The organism is Umezawaea tangerina (genome assembly GCF_003002815.1).
GTDB classification, from domain to species: Bacteria; Actinomycetota; Actinomycetes; order Mycobacteriales; family Pseudonocardiaceae; genus Umezawaea; species Umezawaea tangerina.
Genome location: NZ_PVTF01000006.1, coordinates 113,394 through 131,946 on the forward strand (window position 1 = coordinate 113,394; position 18,553 = coordinate 131,946).

At 69.6% G+C, this 18,553-nt stretch carries 15 protein-coding genes; 5 read left to right on the forward strand and 10 right to left on the reverse strand.

Annotation, left to right across the window (positions count from 1 at the left end):
- Window positions 1-44: 44 nt before the first annotated feature.
- The 5 genes from chvE to CLV43_RS20935 form a co-directional block, all read right to left on the reverse strand.
- Window positions 45-1,172 carry a multiple monosaccharide ABC transporter substrate-binding protein gene (gene chvE, locus CLV43_RS20915; protein WP_106188941.1) on the reverse strand — a complete coding sequence of 376 codons (1,128 nt, stop codon included), beginning with the start codon at window positions 1,170-1,172 and terminating at the stop codon, window positions 45-47.
- A gap of 28 nt (window positions 1,173-1,200) precedes the next feature.
- Window positions 1,201-2,718 (reverse strand): L-arabinose isomerase, encoded by a 1,518-nt coding sequence (araA, locus tag CLV43_RS20920; RefSeq protein WP_106188942.1) that lies wholly within the window; start codon window positions 2,716-2,718, stop codon window positions 1,201-1,203.
- Window positions 2,719-2,745: 27 nt separating this feature from the next.
- Window positions 2,746-3,414 (reverse strand): L-ribulose-5-phosphate 4-epimerase, encoded by a 669-nt coding sequence (locus CLV43_RS20925; protein ID WP_106188943.1) that lies wholly within the window; start codon window positions 3,412-3,414, stop codon window positions 2,746-2,748.
- A complete protein-coding gene (gene araB, locus CLV43_RS20930) occupies window positions 3,414-5,096 on the reverse strand; it encodes a ribulokinase (protein WP_106188944.1) in 1,683 nt (560 codons plus the stop codon). Before araB ends, CLV43_RS20925 begins: the two co-directional genes overlap by 1 nt.
- A gap of 149 nt (window positions 5,097-5,245) precedes the next feature.
- The gene (locus tag CLV43_RS20935) at window positions 5,246-6,235 is read right to left on the reverse strand and encodes a LacI family DNA-binding transcriptional regulator (RefSeq protein ID WP_106189322.1); all 990 of its coding nucleotides are present in this window, start codon (window positions 6,233-6,235) and stop codon (window positions 5,246-5,248) included.
- 182 nt (window positions 6,236-6,417) lie between these two features.
- Between CLV43_RS20935 and CLV43_RS20940 the strand changes: the two genes are divergently transcribed.
- Window positions 6,418-7,938: an MDR family MFS transporter gene (locus CLV43_RS20940; RefSeq protein WP_106188945.1), complete on the forward strand. Its 1,521-nt coding sequence runs from the start codon at window positions 6,418-6,420 to the stop codon at window positions 7,936-7,938.
- A 112-nt stretch (window positions 7,939-8,050) separates the two neighbouring features.
- Here CLV43_RS20940 and CLV43_RS20945 read toward each other — a convergent pair whose 3' ends face one another.
- Complete coding sequence (locus CLV43_RS20945) at window positions 8,051-8,797, reverse strand: MHYT domain-containing protein (protein WP_106189323.1); 747 nt, start codon at window positions 8,795-8,797, stop codon at window positions 8,051-8,053.
- A 717-nt stretch (window positions 8,798-9,514) separates the two neighbouring features.
- On the opposite strand from CLV43_RS20945, the gene CLV43_RS20950 reads away from it, so the two are divergent.
- Entirely contained in the window at window positions 9,515-10,501 is a 987-nt protein-coding gene (locus tag CLV43_RS20950; RefSeq protein ID WP_106189324.1) for a TerC family protein, read from the forward strand.
- Window positions 10,502-10,546: 45 nt separating this feature from the next.
- On the opposite strand, the gene CLV43_RS20955 is transcribed toward CLV43_RS20950, so the two are convergent.
- Window positions 10,547-11,293 carry a DUF427 domain-containing protein gene (locus CLV43_RS20955; RefSeq protein WP_106188946.1) on the reverse strand — a complete coding sequence of 249 codons (747 nt, stop codon included), beginning with the start codon at window positions 11,291-11,293 and terminating at the stop codon, window positions 10,547-10,549.
- Window positions 11,294-11,397: 104 nt separating this feature from the next.
- On the opposite strand from CLV43_RS20955, the gene CLV43_RS20960 reads away from it, so the two are divergent.
- Complete coding sequence (locus CLV43_RS20960) at window positions 11,398-12,822, forward strand: WGR domain-containing protein (RefSeq protein WP_106188947.1); 1,425 nt, start codon at window positions 11,398-11,400, stop codon at window positions 12,820-12,822.
- Window positions 12,823-13,221: 399 nt separating this feature from the next.
- On the opposite strand, the gene CLV43_RS20965 is transcribed toward CLV43_RS20960, so the two are convergent.
- Window positions 13,222-13,842 carry a TetR/AcrR family transcriptional regulator gene (locus CLV43_RS20965; protein WP_211304457.1) on the reverse strand — a complete coding sequence of 207 codons (621 nt, stop codon included), beginning with the start codon at window positions 13,840-13,842 and terminating at the stop codon, window positions 13,222-13,224.
- A 127-nt stretch (window positions 13,843-13,969) separates the two neighbouring features.
- Here CLV43_RS20965 and CLV43_RS20970 point away from each other — a divergent pair, with 127 nt between their 5' ends.
- Both CLV43_RS20970 and CLV43_RS20975 read left to right on the forward strand, forming a co-directional pair.
- Complete coding sequence (locus CLV43_RS20970) at window positions 13,970-14,794, forward strand: SDR family NAD(P)-dependent oxidoreductase (RefSeq protein ID WP_106188948.1); 825 nt, start codon at window positions 13,970-13,972, stop codon at window positions 14,792-14,794.
- Window positions 14,795-15,302: 508 nt separating this feature from the next.
- Window positions 15,303-15,677 (forward strand): hypothetical protein, encoded by a 375-nt coding sequence (locus tag CLV43_RS20975; protein ID WP_170155938.1) that lies wholly within the window; start codon window positions 15,303-15,305, stop codon window positions 15,675-15,677.
- A gap of 2 nt (window positions 15,678-15,679) precedes the next feature.
- On the opposite strand, the gene CLV43_RS20980 is transcribed toward CLV43_RS20975, so the two are convergent.
- Together CLV43_RS20980 and CLV43_RS20985 are read right to left on the reverse strand one after the other, a co-directional pair.
- Complete coding sequence (locus CLV43_RS20980; protein ID WP_106188950.1) at window positions 15,680-16,834, reverse strand: cellulose binding domain-containing protein; 1,155 nt, start codon at window positions 16,832-16,834, stop codon at window positions 15,680-15,682.
- A gap of 535 nt (window positions 16,835-17,369) precedes the next feature.
- Complete coding sequence (locus CLV43_RS20985) at window positions 17,370-18,551, reverse strand: macrolide family glycosyltransferase (protein ID WP_106188951.1); 1,182 nt, start codon at window positions 18,549-18,551, stop codon at window positions 17,370-17,372.
- Between the last annotated feature and the right edge of the window lie 2 nt (window positions 18,552-18,553).

Genomic DNA, 18,553 nt, shown 5'->3' on the forward strand with positions numbered 1-18,553 from the left:
CCTTCACACGGCCGGGCCCCGAGCGGGGCCCGGCCTGCGGCGTGCTACTTGATCTGGTCGGCGGTGTAGTAGCCGGACTCGATCAGGACCTTCTGGTAGTTGGTCTTGTCGACGGTGACCGGCTGGAGCAGGAACGACGGCACGACCTTCTTGCCGTTGTCGTAGTCCTTGGTGTTGTTGACCTCGGGCTTGGAGCCCTTGAGCACGGCGTCGGCCATCTTCACCGTGACGGCGGCCAGCTCGCGGGTGTCCTTGTACACCGTGGAGTACTGCTCACCGGCGATGATCGACTTGACCGAGGCGACCTCGGCGTCCTGACCGGTCACGATCGGGTAGGGCTGGGTGCCGCTGCCGTAGCCGTTGCTCTTGAGCGCCGACAGGATGCCGATGGACAGGCCGTCGTAGGGGGACAGCACGCCCTGCACCAGCGCGCCGCCGCCGTAGCTGGACGTCAGCACGTCCTCCATGCGCTTCTGCGCGGTGGCCGGGTCCCAGCGCAGGATCGCGACGGTCTTGAAGTCCTTCTGGTTGCTCTTCACGACCAGCGTGCCCTTGTCCAGGTACGGCTGGAGGACGGACATGGCGCCGTTGAAGAAGAACGTGGCGTTGTTGTCGTCCGGCGAGCCCGCGAACAGCTCGATGTTGAACGGGCCCTTGGCGTCGCCCTCGGAGCCGTCGGCCTTCTTCAGGCCCAGTCCGACGAGCAGCGACGTGGCCTGCTCGACGCCGACCTTGGCGTTGTCGAACGTGGCGTAGTAGTCGACGTTCGGGCTGTTGCGGATCAGCCGGTCGTAGGCGATGACCGGGATCTTCTTGTCCGCGGCCTCCTGCAGCTGGGTGGTGATCGCGGTGCCGTCGATGGACGCCACGATGAGCACCTTGGCGCCCTTGGTGATCTGGTTCTCGATCTGGTTGACCTGCGTCGGGATGTCGTTCTCCGCGTACTGCAGGTCGACCTGGTAGCCCTGCTTCTCCAGCGCGGCCTTGATGTTGTCGCCGTCGTGGATCCACCGCTCGGAGGACTTCGTCGGCATCGTGACGCCGACCAGCGAGCCCGCACCGGACCCGCTCTCGGCCTGCTGGTCGACCGTCTTGGTGGACGAGCCGCACGCGCTCAGCGCGGCGGTCAGCGCGAGTGCGCCACCCACCGCTGCGATACGGGTGAACTTCATCGTTCTCTCCTGTCGGGTTCGGTACGTGCTATCGCCAGCCGGGCAAGCCCTGGGCGAGTCGGTAGTAGGCCTGGTTCCAGCGGAGGCGGTCCCCGAAGTCCGCCGTGGTGGTCGACCCGTCGATGACCACGAGCTCGGTGTGCGCCATGTGCGCGAAGTCCCGCAGGGTCTCGGCGCCGACGGCCTGGGTCAGCACCGTGTGGTGCGGACCGCCCGCGGTGAGCCAGGACTCGGCGGAGGTGGAGAGGGCCGGTGCGGGCTTCCACACGGCGCGGGCCACCGGGAGGTTGGGCAGCGGCTCGTCCGGTGGCACGACCTCGATCTCGTTGGCCACCAGGCGGAAGCGGTCGCCGAGGTCGGACAGCCCGATCACCACGCCCGCGCCCGGAGTGGCGTCGAAGACCAGGCGGACCGGGTCCTCGCGGCCGCCGATGCCGAGCGGGTGGATCTCGCACGACGGGCGGTCGGCCGCGATCGTCGGGCAGACCTCCAGCATGTGGGCGCCGAGGATCTTCGGCTCGCCCGGCCCGAAGTGGTAGGTGTAGTCCTCCATGAACGACGTGCCGCGCCCGGTGCCCGTGCCCATCGCCTTGACCGCGGCCAGCAGCGCCGAGGTCTTCCAGTCGCCCTCGCCGCCGAAGCCGTAGCCGTCGGCCATCAGCCGCTGCACGGCCAGGCCGGGCAGCTGGCGCAGGCCGCCGAGGTCCTCGAAGTTCGTGGTGAACGCGCCGAACCCGCCGTCGGTGAGGAACCGCCGCAGCCCCAGCTCGATGCGGGCCGCGTAGCGCAGCGACTCGTGCCGGTCGGCGCCCCTGGCCAGCTCCGGGGCGAGCGCGTAGGCGTCGGCGTACTCCGCGACCAGCACGGAGACCTCGTCGTCGGCCACGTCGTCCACCACGGCCACGAGGTCGTTGACGCCGTAGGTGTTCACCGAGACGCCGAACCGCAGCTCGGCCTCGACCTTGTCGCCCTCGGTCACCGCGACGTCGCGCATGTTGTCGCCGAACCGGGCCAGCTTGAGGCCGCGCAGGTGGCTGTGGCCGGTGGCGGCGCGCACCCAGCCGTCGATCCGGGCGGCCAGCTCGGGGTCGGAGGCGTGCCCGGCGACGGTCTTGCGGGCCACCCCGAGCCGGGTCTGGATGAACCCGAACTCGCGGTCGCCGTGCGCGGCCTGGTTGAGGTTCATGAAGTCCATGTCGATGGACTCCCACGGCAGCGCCGCGTTGAGCTGGGTGTGCAGGTGCAGCAGGGGCTTGCGCAGCACGTCCAGCCCGGTGATCCACATCTTGGCGGGCGAGAACGTGTGCATCCAGGCCAGCACGCCGACGCACGCCGGGTCGGCGTTGGCCTCCAGCATGACCTGGCGGATGGCGCCGGAGTCGGTCAGCACCGGCTTCCAGATGATCTCCGCGGAGATCCGGCCGGAGTCCGAGAGCGTGCCCTGGATCTGCTGGGACTGCTTGGCGACCTGGTCCAGCGTCTCGGGGCCGTAGAGGTGCTGGCTGCCCGTGAGGAACCAGAGCTGGGGCTTGGCTGCGGGTGGCATGGCGGGCTCTCCTCGTGGTTCCACGTCCTAGGCCTGCCCGTAGACGGTGCGGTAGCGGACGTACAGGCTGTCGATGTCGTCCTGGCCGATGCCGGTGGGGCTGCCGAGCTGGTGTGCGATGTGGACGGTCCTGGCCACGTCCTCCACCATCACCGCGGCCTTCACCGCGGCGCGGGCGTCGGACCCGATCGTGAACGGGCCGTGGTTGCGCATCAGCACCGCCGGGGAACGGCTGTCCCGCAACGTCTCCACGATGCCGCGGCCGATGGAGTCGTCGCCGATCAGGGCGAACGGCCCGACCGGGACCTCGCCGCCGAACTCGTCGGCCATCATCGTCAGCACGCACGGGATCGGCTCGCCGCGGGCGGCCCACGCGGTGGCGTAGGCGGAGTGCGTGTGCACGACCCCGCCGACCTCGGGCATGTGCCGGTAGACGTACCCGTGCGCCGCGGTGTCCGACGACGGCGACAGGTCGCCCTCGACCAGCTCGCCGTGCAGGTCCGTGACGACGATCGTGTCGGCGGTCAGCTGGTCGTAGGCCACCCCGGACGGCTTGATCACCATCAGGTCCTCGCCCGGCACCCGCGCCGACACGTTGCCCGCGGTCCACATCACCAGGCCGTACCTGGTGAGCTCGCCGTGCAGGGCCGCGACGGTCTCGCGCAGGTCGGCGATCACCTGCCGCACCAACGGCATCAGCTCTTCCCCTCGGTAGCCGTGACGGCGCGCTTGCGCGCCTTGAGCCGGTGCATCACGTCGTTGCCGCCGCGCCCGAAGTGGTCGTGCAGCTCGACGTAGTCGGCGTAGAGGTGCTGGTAGGCCTCGACGTTCGCGGGGACGGGCAGGTAGGCGCCGCGGCGCACAGACCCCATCGCGGCCGCGGCCGACCGGATGTCGGGGTAGGCGCCCGCGGCGACCGCCGCGTGGATCGCCGACCCGAGCGCGGGCCCCTGCTCGGACCCGATCACCGACAGCGGCAAGCCGGTGACGTCGGCGTAGACCCGCATCAGGAAGGTGTTGCGCAGCAGGCCACCGGCGACGATCAGCTCGGTGACCGGCACGCCGGACTCGGCGAACGCGTCGATGATCCGGCGGGTGCCGAACGCGGTCGCCTCGATCAGCGCGCGGTAGGTGTCCTCGGCGCGGGTGGCCAGGGTCTGGCCGACGACCAGGCCGGACAGCTCGTGGTCGACCAGCACGGACCGGTTGCCGCTGTGCCAGTCCAGCGCGACCAGGCCGTGCTCGCCGATCTCCTGCGCCTCGGCCAGCTCGGTGAGCAGCTCGTGCACGGTGATGCCGCGGTCGACCGCGAGCCGGTGGTAGGACGGCGGGACGCAGTTCTCCACGAACCAGCCGAAGATGTCGCCGACGCCGCTCTGCCCCGCCTCGTAGCCCCACAGGCCGGGCACGATGCCGCCGTCCACGACGCCGCACATGCCGGGCACCTCGCGCAGGTCGGCGCCGCTGAGCACGTGGCAGGTCGAGGTGCCCATGATCGCGACCATCTGGCCGGGCTCGACGGCGTTCGCGGCGGGGGCGGTGACGTGCGCGTCGACGTTGCCGACCGCGACGGCGATGCCCTCGGGCAGCCCGGTCCACGCGGCGGCCTCGGCGGACAGCCCGCCCGCGCGGTCGCCGAGCGCGCCGATCGGGTGGTCGAGCTTGTCCGCGACGAACCGCTCGAAACCGGGGTGCAGCTCGCGCAGGAAGTCCGGCGACGGGTAGCCGCCGTCCTGGCGGATGCCCTTGTACCCGGCCGAGCAGGCGTTGCGGACGTACTGCCCGGTGAGCTGCCAGATGATCCAGTCGGCGGCCTCGACCCAGTGGTCCATCGCCTCGTAGACCTCGGGCGCCTCCTCCAGGAGCTGGAGCCCCTTGGCGAACTCCCACTCCGAGGAGATCAGCCCGCCGTAGCGCGGCAGCCACGGCTCCTCGCGCTTGCGGGCCAGCTCGTTGATCCGGTCGGCCTGGCCCTGCGCGGCGTGGTGGCGCCACAGCTTCACGTAGGCGTGCGGGTTCTCGGCGAACGCGGGCAGCTCGGACAGCGGCGTGCCGTCGGCGGTCGTGGGCACCATCGTGCAGGCGGTGAAGTCCGTGCCGACACCGATCACCAGCGCCGGGTCGGCGCCCGCGGCCTCGAGCGCCCTGGGCACCGCGTCGCGCAGCACGTCGACGTAGTCGGACGGGACCTGGAGCGCCCACTCCGGCGGCAGCGCCCTGCCGGTGGCGGGCAGCGTGCGGTCGAGCACGCCGTGCCGGTACGCGTGCACGGCGCTGCCCAGTTCGGCGCCGTCGTGCACCCGCACCACCACTGCTCTGCCGGACAGCGTGCCGTAGTCGACTCCGACCACCAGCGCGTCCTGCGGATCGATCGGCATGGCGTGACACCTTTGTCCGTGCGGCTTGTGCGACGGATTGTTATCGCTAACAATGCGGCCGTCAACAGGGTGGCGCAACGTTTCGGTAACTCGACGGACACCTTGTCAGCGCACGGGATCAGACCCCGCAACGGGCGGGATGAGCGTTCTCAACGCCCGGCGGGCGGGGCCACGCTGTCGCGCACCACCAGCTCCGGCGCGATCGTGTGCCGGGTGGCCGTCGGCGTGCCGGACTCGATCTGGCCGAGCAGCATCGCCAGGGTCGCCCTGGCCACGGCCTCGAAGTCCGGCCGGATCGTGGTCAGCGGCGGGATGAAGTACGCGGCCTCGGGCACGTCGTCGAAGCCGACCACGCTGACGTCCTCGGGCACCCGGCGCCCGCGTTCGCTCATCGCGCGCAGGATGCCGAGCGCGAGGTGGTCGTTGGCGGCGAACACCGCCGTCACCTCCGGCATCCGCGCCAGCATCTGCCCGGCCCGGTAGCCCGACGCGGCGGTCCAGTCGGCGGGTACGACCGGAGGCACCTCCACGCCCGCCGCGGTCAGCGCGTCCCGCCAGCCCTGGACGCGGCCGGTGCTGTCGAACCAGTCGTTCGGCCCGGACACGTGCCACACCGTGGAGTGGCCCGCGTCGAGCAGGAACTTGGTGGCGTCGCGGGCCCCGGCGGCCTGGTCGACGGTCACCAGCGCGGCCGGGCGCGACGGGTCGCCGTCGATCGTGACCAGCGGGACGTCGGCGGGCAGGTGTTCCAGGGCCTCGTTAGCGGACTCGACGGGCGCGATCACCACGATCCCGGCGACCCGCTGGTCGAGGTGCTGCTCCACCGCGCGCCCGATCGAGTGCCGGTCGAGCACGCTGACGTTGCCCACGCTGACGGTGAACCCGGCCTCGGCGGCGGCGTGCTCGAAGGCGACCAGCAGCGAGGCGGGCCCGTAGAGCGTCGAGTTCTGCGCCACCACGCCCAACACCTGCGAACGGCCGGTGACCAGGGCTTTCGCCGCCCTGTTCGGCCGGTAGCCCAGCTCGGAGATCGCGGCCCTGACCCGGTTGCGGGTCTGCTCGCGCACGTTCGGGTGGCCGTTGAGCACCCTCGACACCGTCTGGTGCGACACACCGGCCAGCCGCGCCACGTCCGTCATCGCGGGCTCTCGCGTCACCTTGTCCACCGGCACATGTTATCGATCACATCGCGTTGTGGCGCACATCCGACCATTCCACGGCTCGGCGCGCCGGCATGTTCGTGCCGAGGCGGAATGCGGGCACCCGACCAGGGCGTTGCCCCTGTGCGGACCCACCCCTCGACCCCTAGGAGCAGTCGCGCATGACGGCACCGGCCCCGCTCACCCGGAAGCAGCTCGGACTCCGGTCGGACCGAGGCCCCGTCCTCATAGCGGTCATGCTCACCACCGGCCTGGTCGCGCTGGACAGCACGATCATCGCGACGGCGGTCCCGTCCATCGTGGACGACCTCGGCGGGTTCTCCCAGTTCCCCTGGCTGTTCTCGATCTACCTGCTCACCCAGGCGGTCACCGTGCCGCTGTACGGGAAGTTCGCCGACATCCTCGGCCGCAAGCCGGTGATGTTCTTCGGCATCGGGGTGTTCCTGCTGGGCTCGGTGCTGTCCGGAGCAGCGTGGAGCATGCCGGTGCTGATCGCGGCCCGCGCCATCCAGGGCATCGGCGCTGGCGCGGTGCAGCCGATGAGCATCACGATGCTGGGCGACCTGTACACCGTGCAGGAGCGCGCGAAGGTGCAGGGCTACGTGACCAGCGTGTGGGCGGTCGCCTCGCTGATCGGCCCCGCGCTGGGCGGCGTGTTCTCCGACTACCTGTCGTGGCGCTGGATCTTCTTCGTCAACGTGCCGCTGGGCGCGATCGCCGTGGTGTTCCTGGCACTGCGGTTCCAGGAGAAGATCGTCAAGCAGGTGCACAAGGTCGACTACCTCGGCGCGACGCTGCTGACGATCGGCCTCCCGCTGGTGCTGCTCGGTCTGCTCGAGGGCGGGGTGGCCTGGCCGTGGGCGTCGTGGCAGAGCCTGCTGGTGTTCGGCGTCGGCGCGGTGGTGCTGGTCGTGTTCGTGCTGGCCGAGCGCCGGGCCGCGGAGCCGATCCTGCCGATGTGGGTGTTCCGCCACCGCACGCTGGTCGGCGGCAACCTCACGTCCCTGGTGGTCGGCGCGCTGCTGATGGGCCTGACCTCCTACCTGCCCACGTTCGTCGAGGGCGTGCTCGGCACGGGGGCGCTGGTGGCCGGGTTCGCGCTGGCCGCGCTCACCCTCGGCTGGCCCGCGTCCGCGGCGATGTCCGGCCGGGTCTACATGCGGATCGGGTTCCGCGACACGTCGCTGATCGGCAGCGCCTTCGTGATCGTCGGAGCCGTGCTCGTCACGCTGCTGTCGCAGGACTCGGCCGTGTGGGAGGCCGCGGCGGGCTCGTTCGTCATGGGCGTGGGCCTCGGCCTGGTGTCGAGCCCGACCGTCATCGCCGTGCAGTCGACCGTCGGCTGGGACCGCCGGGGCGTCGTCACGGCCACCAACATGTTCAGCCGGTCGCTGGGCAGCGCGGTGGGGGTGGCCGTGTTCGGCGCCATCGCCAACGCCTCGCTCGCGTCCAGGTTCGCCGAGCCGCCCGCGAACGTGGCGGGGCAGCTGCCGCCGAGCGTGGACGCCACGACCGTGGTGCTGGGCGGCCACGCCGACCCGGACTCCCCAGTCGTCACGTTCGTCCGCGGCGCCCTCGACGACGCGACGCACAACGTCTTCGTCGCCATGGCGCTCGTCGCGGCGTGCAGCGCGCTGACCGTCCTGCTCATGCCCCGGCGAACGAAGGAAATCACTTTCTGAACCGGTCACGATTTGGGAATCACCATTGCCGAACGGCGCCGACCGTGATCCGAATGGCGCGTACCACCGGATGCCGGCCGGAAACACGGCCGACATCCGAATCGACCGGAATTCACCCCGCCGTGCCCTTGGGTTCGGCGAGCATGTCGTTCTCCGAGGTGAACAGCGTCCACAGCAGGACGGCCACGACGAGGCCACCGAGCACGAAGACCGGGAACACGAGGTCGAACACGTCGGTGCCGACCGGCGGGACGATCGACGGGTTGACCTCGACCCTCACCGCGGCCATGCCGGTGAAGTGCATTCCGGTCACGGCCACACCCATGATGAGGCCCGCGCCGATGCGGGCCGGGGTCGTCTTCACCACGAGTGTGAACCAGAAGGCGGCCGTGGCGGCGACGACGGCGATGAGGCAGGACACGGCGACGAGCAGCGGGTCGTAGGAGATCTCGCCCTGGAACCGGATCGCGGACATCCCCATGTAGTGCATGCCCGCCACGCCGAGACCGGACACCACGCCCGCGCTCACGAGCCGCACCTTGGTGAACCGCGCGAGGGTGACCATCGACAGGCCGATGCCGACCATGACCACGGCGATCAGCGCGGACAGCGCCGTGAGCGGCGCGGAGTACTTGACGACGCCGGAGCTGACGTCGAAGCCGAGCATCGCGATGAAGTGCATCAGCCAGATCGCCACACCACCGATGGCGAACGCCCCGAACACCGTCCAGGTCACCTTGGCGCGGCGGCCGTCCTCCGCCCTGGCCTTGGCCATGCACGACAGGCCGATCAGCGACCCGATCACCGAGATCGCGTAGGCGAGCAGCGGGGTCCACAGACCCGAGGAGAAATGCTGCATCGAATCGTGGTTCACAAGTACACCGGTCCTTGGGTGGAGGTGGTCCCCGGTCGTCGCTCCCGCGCAGGGCGCGTTAACCGCGCGACCGGTCTGGCTCTCAGAGGCACGCCCAACTAGTAACCCCCTCGCCAGGCATCCACCAGTTGTATTCGCCCGCCGTGATCCATTCGAGATATTATTTCGGATTTCAGCTACCTTGTGTAGTCGACAGGGCACCGAGCGACCCCGGTAACCGATTCAGAACACCCCCTACAACGCCTTGGACCGGGAGCGTTCCCAGAGTTCACCGAATCGGCGTTATCGATCTCCCGGACCCGGACGCTAGATCATCCGAGTGGCGAAAGAAGTCGGATGACGTCGAGGGCGAAATCGGCCTCCAGAACGCCGTAAACGGGACTCGAATCCCGGAAATAGTGATGAACGATCACTTTCGCCGACGATGCATTTCGTGGCGACGACATCTCCCGAAACGGTGTTTCGTCACACGGCCACGCGGTGAGACCGCACACGATCGGGGCGATCGGACGCCCTCGTGTGGCGCTCGGGACAGGACATAAGGGACACTGTTCGCGGTAAGCGGAGGGGAGTACTCCCAACGCGGTGGTGCCGTCAACACGGAGGCAGTTCGAGCTCCCGGTGCCGCCGGTCGGTCGCAACCGGCGGAGGAGACCTCCGGTCATCGGCGTGCTCGCCATGTTCCGGAGGGTGTGTTCCCGCATGTCTGTTCCACTGTGGTTGTGGCTTGCGACGGTCGCGGGGCTGCTGCTCCTGCTGGCCGTCGACCTGGTCCTGGTCGGTCGCAAGCCCCACGAGGTGTCGCTCGGCGAGGCGGGCAGGTGGGTGACGTTCTACGTCTCCGTCGCCGTGCTCTTCGGCATCGGCATCTGGTACTTCGCGGGAGGCGTCCCGGCGAGCGAGTTCTTCGCGGGGTACATCACCGAGTACTCGCTCAGCATCGACAACCTGTTCATCTTCCTGATCATCATGAACACGTTCAAGGTGCCCGCCGTCCACCAGGGCAGGGTGCTGCTGGTCGGCATCCTGATCGCGCTGGTGATGCGCGGCATCTTCATCGCCGTCGGCGCGGCGGTCATCGCCCAGTTCAGCTGGGTGTTCTACCTCTTCGGCGCGTTCCTGATCTACACCGGCTACAAGCTGGCGCGGTCGGGCCACGACGAGGACGAGGAGTTCAAGGAGAACGCGTTCCTCCGCTTCGTGCGCCGGATCTTCCCGGTGGCCGACGAGTACCACGACGCGAAGTCGTTCATCAGGATCGACGGCAAGCGGTTCGTGACCCCGATGTTCATCGTGATGATCGCGATCGGCAGCACCGACCTGCTGTTCGCGCTCGACTCGATCCCGGCGATCTTCGGCCTCACCAAGGAGCCGTTCCTCGTCTTCACGGCCAACGCGTTCGCCCTGATGGGCCTGCGCCAGCTGTACTTCCTGCTCGGCGGCCTGCTGAACAGGCTCGTGTACCTGTCGATCGGCCTGTCGCTGATCCTCGCGTTCATCGGCGTGAAGCTGATCCTCGAGGCGCTGCACACCAACTCGCTGCCGTTCCTCAACGGCGGTGAGCCGCTGGCCGTCCCGACGATCGGCATCGAGGTGTCCCTCCCGGTGATCATCGGCATCCTGGTGGTCACCACGGTGGCGAGCCTGGCCAAGTCCCGGCGCGACGAGAGGGCCGCGCGCCCCTCGTAGGCCCTTCGGATCCCCCTGGGCGCGGCTCAGGGGGATCCGGCGCGGTCAGAAGTGGGTGACCGGCCGTTCCTGGAGCACGCCGTCCAGCAGGACGTCGACCTTCTCGTTGTAGAACGCGACCAGACCGGCGATCGGCAGCATTTCCTTCGTGGGGAAGCTGTAGCTCCAGGCCAGGTCCTGGTGCGTGCCGGTGGGCGTGACGATCGACCAGTAGTCGGTGGTCGTCCCCTTGTACGGGCACGCGGTGACCGTCGCGGTGCGGGTCAGCACGCGGAAGTCGACGTCGGTGCGGCTGAGGTAGTAGCGGGTCGGCAGGCCGGTCTCGAACACCAGCACCGGCGTCGACGACTCGGCGACCACCACCCCGTCCAGCTCGATCCGCACCGTGCGCGACGACCGCAGGGCGTCCACCCGCACGTACGGGCTGCGCGGGTGCACGAAGACCTGCTCGTCCTCCTCGAACCACAGGTCCGCCGCGGCCCAGTCGAAGCGCACGGCGTCGTGGAAGTCCGGGTAGTGCAGCGCCGCCCCCGCCCGGTGCTCCGCGCCCGCGCGGACGCCGTGCAGGCGGGCGACGCCCCGGCTCGTGGGCTTGTCGCGGTGCTCGTCCACGAGCACCGCGGGGCGGACGTCGGCGCGCGGGACGTAGTACTGCGGGTAGTACGGGTGCTCCCAGACGTAGAGCGCGCGCGTGGTGTCGAGCAGGACCTCGCCCGCCAGCAGCGCGCGGATGCGGCGCGGGACGGGCTGCACGTGGTCCACGGGCACGGGAGGGGCGGGGTGGTCGGCCATGTCCGCACGGTAACCCCCGGTGCGGGGACGTGTGATCGAAAAATGTCGGTGCTGCCGGCTACCTTGGTCCCATCGCGCCACCCGGTCCCCGAGGAGAGATCAGAATGCCTGCTGCCACCACGTACCTGGAGCTGTCCGAGTCCGACGGCGGTGCGCACAAGTTCTACGAGGTGCGGGTGGTCGACACGAAGGTGACGATCACCTACGGGCGCATCGGCGAGACGGGGACGATCCGCGACGCGACGTACCCGGACGCCGCCAAGGCCGTGAAGGCGGCCGAGAAGAAGATCGGCGAGAAGGTGCGCAAGGGGTACGCGCCCGCCGTGAAGGGCGTGCGGCAGCGGCGCGCGGTCACCAGGCGGCAGATCACCAGCGTCGTGTCCACCGCGCACCAGGCGCCGGTGCTCTGGCGGTTCGCGTCGGGCGCGCCCGCGTTCGGCATCTTCGTCGGCGAGGACCAGGCGTGGGTGGGCAACGAGAAGGGCGACGTCTACACGCTCACCCACGACGGCGCGGTCACCGGGCGGTACGGCCTGCCCGACGGGGTGAAGTGCATCGTCGCGGACGACTTCTGGATCTACGCGGGGTGCGACGACGGCCGCGTGTACGACCTGGGCGGCAAGGTGCCCAGGGTCGCGTACGAGATCGCCAGCAACGTCGACATCTACTGGCTGGACATCGACGACGGCGTGCTCGGCGTGTCCGACCGCCAGGGCGGCATCACGGTCGTCGACCACGAGGACGAGTTCCAGTGGTCGCGGCCCAGCAGCGGCGACGGCGCGTGGATGGTCCGCTGCGCGCCGGAAGGCGCTTACCACGGGCACTCGCGGGGCGTGACCCACTACGCGGCGCGCTCGGGCGACCAGGTGTGGCACACCGACACCAACGGGGACGTGCTGTTCGGCTGGCAGGAACCGGCGGAGGTGTTCGCGGGGACCAGCCGGGGGTGGGTGCACCGGCTGGCGAAGTCGACGGGCGCGGAGGTCGCGCGGTACCGGTGCGACGCGGCGGTGTTCTCGTGCGCGACGTCCCCGGACGGGGAGTACGTGTTCGCCGGGGACAGCCACTCGTCGGTGTACTGCTTCGCCGCCGACGGGACCCGGCTGTGGAAGCTGGGGACGGGGTGCGGGTCGGCGTTCTCGATGCAGTACCGGGACGAGCGGCTGTACATCGTGACGACCGACGGGTCGCTGGCGTGCATCGACGCGAGCCCGGCGGCGGTGGGGGCGGCGGAACAGGGGAAGGTGCCGGTCCGCAGCGACGTGAAGGCGGACGGGTGGAAGAGGGTGGAGGCGACCGCTGAGGTGGAGACGGTGGCTTCTGGTGGGGGTGGGGTTGTCGTGGAGTGCGTGCAGGTCGGGGGGAGGTTGAGGGTGAGGGTGGTGTCGGAGGGGTATGACCCCGGGCGTGGGGTGCAGTTCCCGAAGGACATTCGGGTGGCTGGGGCGAGGTATGTGGTGGCGGAGGTGCACAGTTCGGTCAGTGGGGGGTTTTATCGGGCTCGGGGGGAGATCAAGAGGTTGGTGTGAGGTGGGGGTTGGGGGGTGTGCTGGTGGCCGTGGGGGTCGCCCGGTGTTCGAGCCGCGGTGTGTGTCGCCCGGTGTCGGTGCCGCGGTCTCCGGGGGTGTCGCTACAGCGGACTCCGGGTGCGGTCGGCTTGACTTGGGGCCCCTTTTTTGGGCTTCGTCGGGCGAAAAAGGGCAGGTGGTAGAGCCTGCCCGCCGACTAATTTTAAGCCCAAAAACCCCAAGTCAAGCCGACCGCACGAGCGGACGAGCCCCGCTCGCTTCCAGCGTCGTTGGGGGCTTGTCTGCTGCTTCCAGCGTTGCTGAGCCTTTGTGTGCTTGTTCCAGCGTCGCCGGGGGCTTGCGTGTTTGTTCCAGCGTCGTTGGGTGGCTTGTGTGTCGCTTTCCAGCGTCGCTGGGTGGTTACTCAGGCTGGGTGGTGAAGGCGGTTCGGAGTAGGGCTACGTCGGTGTTGATGTTGGGGGTTGCTAGGGGGCCGTTTGCTTGGGGGGTGAAGGCGGCTTGGGCTAGGACCAGGCCGCCCAGGAGGCGGGTGGCGGTGGTGGGGGTGGCGGTGGGGGGTGCTTCGCCGCGGGTGATGGCGCGGTTGAGCATGGTGGTCAGGTGGGCGTGCATGGGGGTGATGACGCCGGTGTTGATCAGTTCGGCGAGTTCGGGGTCGTGGCGGGACTCGGCGAGCAGGGCGATGAGGGTGGCGCCGGCTTTGCCCGCCATGGGGAGTTGTTTCCTCGTGAGGAGTTCGCGGAGGTCGCCGTCGAGGGAGCCGGTGTCGATGTCGTGGGTCTCCGAGTCGGCCACCTGCTGGGCGGCGGCCAGGAGGAGGTCGCGTTTGGTGGGCCAGCGGCGGTAGAGGGTGGCGGTGGAGACGCCGGCGCGTTTGGCGACGGAGGCCGTGGTGAGGCGGGCGTAGCCGCCCTCGGCCAGTTCGTCGAGCACGGCCTCGATGATGGCGGGGCCGAGGGTGGCGTCGACGGGTCGGCCCGGTGGGCGGGGGGACTCGTTCGTCGAACCTCGGCTTGTCACAGGTCCATGGTCTCCTACGGCGTCGCGGCGGGTGGAGCGGTGTTGAAATAGATACGAAGTGACTTCGTTTCGTATCGTGCTAGCGTGGAGGTGAGGCCTGCGGGCGGAGTGCGGTCGAGGGGTGCGGATGAAGACGATCGTGATCACTGGCGCGAGTGATGGCATCGGTGCCGCGGCGAGCGGGATCCTGGCGGGCGAGGGGACGCGGTTGATCCTGGTGGGGCGCAGTGCGGTCAAGACGAAGGCGGTCGCGGAGCGGGTCGGGGCGGAGTACCACGTGGTCGACTTCGAGCGGCTCGACGAGGTGCGGGACCTCGCGACGGTCCTGGTGGACGGTTGCGAGTGGATCGACGTGCTGGCCAACAACGCGGGCGGGCTGTTCTCGGGGCCGACGCGGACGGTGGACGGGTTCGAGAAGACGTTCCAGGTCAACCACCTGGCGCCGTACCTGCTGACCAACCTGCTGATCGGGCGTCTGCTGCACAGCGGCGCCGCGGTGGTGAACACGTCCAGCGTCGGGGCGCGGATCTACGGGCGGATCGACCTGGACGACCTGAACTGCTGGAACGACTACGACGCGAACAAGGCGTACGGCAACGGGAAGCTGGCGAACGTCCTGTTCACCAGGGGACTGCACGAGCGGTTCCACGCGGCCGGGCTGTCGTCGGTCGCGTTCCACCCCGGCGGCGTGGCGACGAACTTCGCGTCCGACACGACGAGCTACATGCGGCTGTTCAACAACACCCTGCTCAGGCGGCTGCTCACGACCGCCGAACAGGGTGGCGCGCACCTCGCGCACTTCGTGACGGGCGTTCCGGGCAAGACGTGGGCCTCCGGCGAGTACTACACGCCACGACACCGGATCGGACGCACCAACAAGCAGGCCTACGACCCCGAACTGGTCCGGCGGCACTGGGACCTCAGCGCGGACATGCTCGGCGTCCGATGGTGAGACAGCACCACCGCCAGAGGTGATTCCAGCAGCTCAGCCACCGAGGACACCCGACGCCCAGCGGTGAACCAAGCAACCACGGACCGCGGGCCCCGGAGCCCGACGTGGAATACTTGACATCGGCAGAGCCCCGGCACAACCGCCAGCGACACCGACAGCCCAGCGCGGCGGAGCTCGGCGCCTGGCGGCGAGACGACCCGCTTCCAGCGGTAACCGCCACAGCCGGCGGTAGCGACAGCTCGGCCCGAGACTGCTCGACCCCTGGGCTGAGACGCCCGCGCCCAGCGGTCGCCAACACAACCACCGGTAGCAACAGCCCAGCGCGAGGGTACTCGGCACCCAGGCCGAGACGCCCGCGCCGAGGGGGTGCCGACACAACCGCCGATATGGCTGCTCAGTGTGGAGATGGGCGGTGTTCGGTGGTGGCGGTCGCGTTCCAGCGCTGGCGGGGGCGGGCGGGGTGGCGCATGGTGAGGGGATGGGTGGTCGCACTGGTGCGGTTCGGGTTGTGGGGCAAGCGGCGTTGCTCGCCGTGCTGGCGGTGGGGACGTGGTGGGTGTTCCTCGGGAGCGATGACGAGCGGCGGGTTGATCCGGTGAGCGGGTCGGCCACGGGGCCGTACGAGGTGCCGCAGGTCGTGGGGTGCGTGCTGGTGTTGGTGGTGCTGGTCGTGGCCGGGACGCTGGTGGGGCCCGGTTGGGTTGCCGTGGTGGCGGTGGCGGTGCCGTTCACGGCCGTGTGGTCGTGGTGGGCGCGGGCGCACGACGACTCGGGGCTGTGGGTGGTCGGGAGCGGGTTGGTGTTGCTGGGGACGGTGGCCGGTGGGGCGCTGGTCGCCGCTGTGACGCGCGCGCTCCGGAGGCGGCGCGTGCACAACGGCTGAGCTCAGCGCGGGACGCAGGTGAGAGCGGTGACCTTGGGCGGTGGACCGGTGCCGACGAGTCCGAAGCTGATGGACTCCGAGACCTCCACGGTGCCGTTGTAGTCGGCGTTGACGGCGCGGACGGACCGGCCGTTCTGGGTGACGGTGGCGTCCCAGGAGTTCTGCACGCGCTGGTCGCCGGGGAACGTCCAGTCGACCTCCCAGCCCTTCAGCGGGCGCCCGCCGGAGTTGGTGATCACCACGGTGGCGGTGAAGCCCTCGGCCCAGGTGGTGCCGACGGTGAGCTGGGCCGTGCAGGCCGCGGGCCCGAGGGGTTTCGAACTGGCCGGGGGCCGCGACTCGTCCACGGTCACGCTGAACTGGTCGATGGCGTTGCCCGCTCCCCCGCGCCACAGGTTGAAACCCGCCTCGACACCGATGAGGTACCACTCGGGCTTGATCCAGCCCCTGGTCTGGGCGTCCTTGGTGAACGCGCGGATGTCCAGCCCCTTGACCGAGGTGACGTCGCCGACCCGCTCGTAGACCACCCGGTTGCGGCCGTCCGCCTTCTCGAACCAGACGTCCCAGCTCGCACCCGCGATCGGCATCGCACCCGCGACCATCACACCGCTCGGCCGCACGTCACCGTTGCTGCGCAACCAGATCGCCATCTCGGCACCGTCGGGCGGGCCGTCGACAGCAGGCCTGCTGTGGAACCAGACGGCGTAAGCGGCGTTGTACGTGCCGCCCTCCCCCGCCGTGCCCACCAGATCACTGGTGATCTCCGGCATCCGCGACACCTGCACCGGCAGACCGCTGTTGTCCGAGCACACCCCGAAGTGGCAGCCCTTGACCAGCGCGGGCGACGCGGCCGGGGCGCCGTTCGGCGGGCGGTCGTGCTCGGCGCGCTCGACCTTGAGCGACTGGTCCCCGACGCCCACGCACTGCTCGGTGTCGGCACCCCAGACGTTGTTCAACGCCAGGTAGTCCTTGCCGCCGGCGGGGGCGATGTCGTCCTTCCCGCACAGCTGGGTGGTGGTGGCGGAGGCCGCGGGGCCGGAAGGGAGGGCGGCGAGGAGGACCAGGCCTACGGCGGCGGCCAGGACGGCGCCCACGATGCCGACCGCCGCGAGGGTGAGGGAGACGCGGAAGGCCAACTGCGCCAAGGGATGGCTCATCTAGACCCTCCTCGGGGGAGGCGGTGTGGGGCTTGACGCGCTCATGTTGGGAGTACGGGAGATCGGGATGGGTGGTTCAAGGGGTGACTGATCGGTCCGTTTGGGGGGTGGGGGTGTTGGTGGTGGGGGTCGGCCTTTGTGCGGGTTCTTCCTGCGAGGCCCGGCTCATGACCCTTTCGCCCTGTGAAGCCTGCTCCGGCCGTCCCACCCCTGGGGAAGCTCAACCCTCGGTCACGTCGTGCCCACCCCTGGCGAAGCCCGGCCCCCGGCGCGCGATTGTCTCAATGCTTGATCTTGCTTGTCAAGACGGTGAAGCTGTCTTGACAAGCAAGATCAAGCAGGAGGGCGCTGTGGATCGGGGGCAGAGGGGAAGTCTGGCTTCGCCAGCATCAGGCTCCGCCTGACTCAAGCATCCTCGCTGCGCGTCGGACAAGGCATCGGCTGGCGCCGACAAGGCCCCAGGCGCTTCGCGCCGGATGCGTGCTGGCGGGCTGCGCCCAACGGGGTGGGGTGGGTGTTGCTGGTTGTTGGTGGGTTAGGTGGTCATTCTCTTTTCGATCAGGTCTGCTGCGCGGGTGGTGCCGCCGGATTCTGTTACGCGGTCGCGCATCCAGTTGAGGCGGGCGGTGGTTGGGGTGTCTGTGGAGAGGTCCAGGACTGCTTGGCGTAGGGATTCCGGGGTGATGGTGGAGAGTTCGACGATGCGGCCGAGGCCTAGTTCTACGACTTGCCTGGCGTCCATGTCCTGTTCGGCTACTTCAGGGGCGAGGAGGAGGGGGGTGCCTTGTTGGACGGCTGCCATGACGCCGCCCAGGCCGCCGTTGGAGAGGAAGACGGTGGCGTGTTCGAGGACTGCCAGCTGGGGGAGCCAGGGGTGGACTTCGAAGTTGGGGGGTAGGTCGCCCAGGTCTTCCGCGGTCCAGCCGCCGAGGGTCACCACGACGTGCCAGTCGAGGTCGGCGAAGGCGGTGGCGAAGAGGCGGAAGAAGTCGGGGCGGGCGTTGTGGACGGTGCCGAGGGAGATGAAGAGGACCTTGCTGTCGGGGGTCGGGGGCTGCCAGTCGCCCTGGAAGATGGTGCCGTCGTTGCAAGGGCCGACGAAGGCGTAGTGGTCGCTGAAGGAGTCGCCCTGGGGTTGGAAGGCCTTGGGGACGAAGACCAGAGCGAGGTCGTTGGGTTGGTGGAGAAGGGTTTCGTCGATGCCGTGCTGGAGGAAGAGGTCCTGGAGACCTGACTCCACAGCGGCTGCCTCGGCGCCGCGGGGACCTGCCAGCAGCTCGGCGCGGCGGGGGGCGGTCCAGTCGACGGTGTCGTTGAAGGCGAGGTTGGGGTGGGTGAGGACGATGGGGACCGTCCACTTGCGACCCAGGACGGCGGCGGCGCCGTACATCATGGGGTCGAAGACGATGAGGTCCGGGGTGGTGTCGACGAGGGCTTCGACGGAGGCGACGCTGCGGAGGCCTTCCTCGTAGAAGCGCATGCAGGTGAGGACGATCTCGGCGGTGTCGGCGTGGTCGCTCAGGCCGGCGGGGATGGCGGCGAGGGTGGGGCCGTAGATCAGTGGGGTGACGCCGGACTGCTCGGCGTACTGGGCAAAGAACTCGGTGGTGGCGTAGCTGACGCGGTGGCCGCGTCGGGCGAGGGCCTCGGCGATGGTGAGGGTCGGGAAGACGTGGCCGAAGGCCGGGGCGCTGAGGAACAGGACGTGCTTGGGCATGG

Bases quoted from the DNA above. Each gene is read 5' to 3' on its own strand.
- CLV43_RS20980 (WP_106188950.1), bottom strand. From the start codon at position 16,834: ATGAGCCATCCCTTGGCGCAGTTGGCCTTCCGCGTCTCCCTCACCCTC.
- CLV43_RS20940 (WP_106188945.1), top strand. From the start codon at position 6,418: ATGACGGCACCGGCCCCGCTCACCCGGAAGCAGCTCGGACTCCGGTCG.
- CLV43_RS20955 (WP_106188946.1), bottom strand. From the start codon at position 11,293: ATGGCCGACCACCCCGCCCCTCCCGTGCCCGTGGACCACGTGCAGCCC.
- CLV43_RS20970 (WP_106188948.1), top strand. From the start codon at position 13,970: ATGAAGACGATCGTGATCACTGGCGCGAGTGATGGCATCGGTGCCGCG.
- CLV43_RS20925 (WP_106188943.1), bottom strand. From the start codon at position 3,414: ATGCCGTTGGTGCGGCAGGTGATCGCCGACCTGCGCGAGACCGTCGCG.
- chvE (WP_106188941.1), bottom strand. From the start codon at position 1,172: ATGAAGTTCACCCGTATCGCAGCGGTGGGTGGCGCACTCGCGCTGACC.
- CLV43_RS20945 (WP_106189323.1), bottom strand. From the start codon at position 8,797: ATGCAGCATTTCTCCTCGGGTCTGTGGACCCCGCTGCTCGCCTACGCG.
- CLV43_RS20935 (WP_106189322.1), bottom strand. From the start codon at position 6,235: ATGACGGACGTGGCGCGGCTGGCCGGTGTGTCGCACCAGACGGTGTCG.
- CLV43_RS20960 (WP_106188947.1), top strand. From the start codon at position 11,398: ATGCCTGCTGCCACCACGTACCTGGAGCTGTCCGAGTCCGACGGCGGT.
- CLV43_RS20950 (WP_106189324.1), top strand. From the start codon at position 9,515: ATGTCTGTTCCACTGTGGTTGTGGCTTGCGACGGTCGCGGGGCTGCTG.
- CLV43_RS20985 (WP_106188951.1), bottom strand. From the start codon at position 18,551: ATGCCCAAGCACGTCCTGTTCCTCAGCGCCCCGGCCTTCGGCCACGTC.
- araA (WP_106188942.1), bottom strand. From the start codon at position 2,718: ATGCCACCCGCAGCCAAGCCCCAGCTCTGGTTCCTCACGGGCAGCCAG.
- araB (WP_106188944.1), bottom strand. From the start codon at position 5,096: ATGCCGATCGATCCGCAGGACGCGCTGGTGGTCGGAGTCGACTACGGC.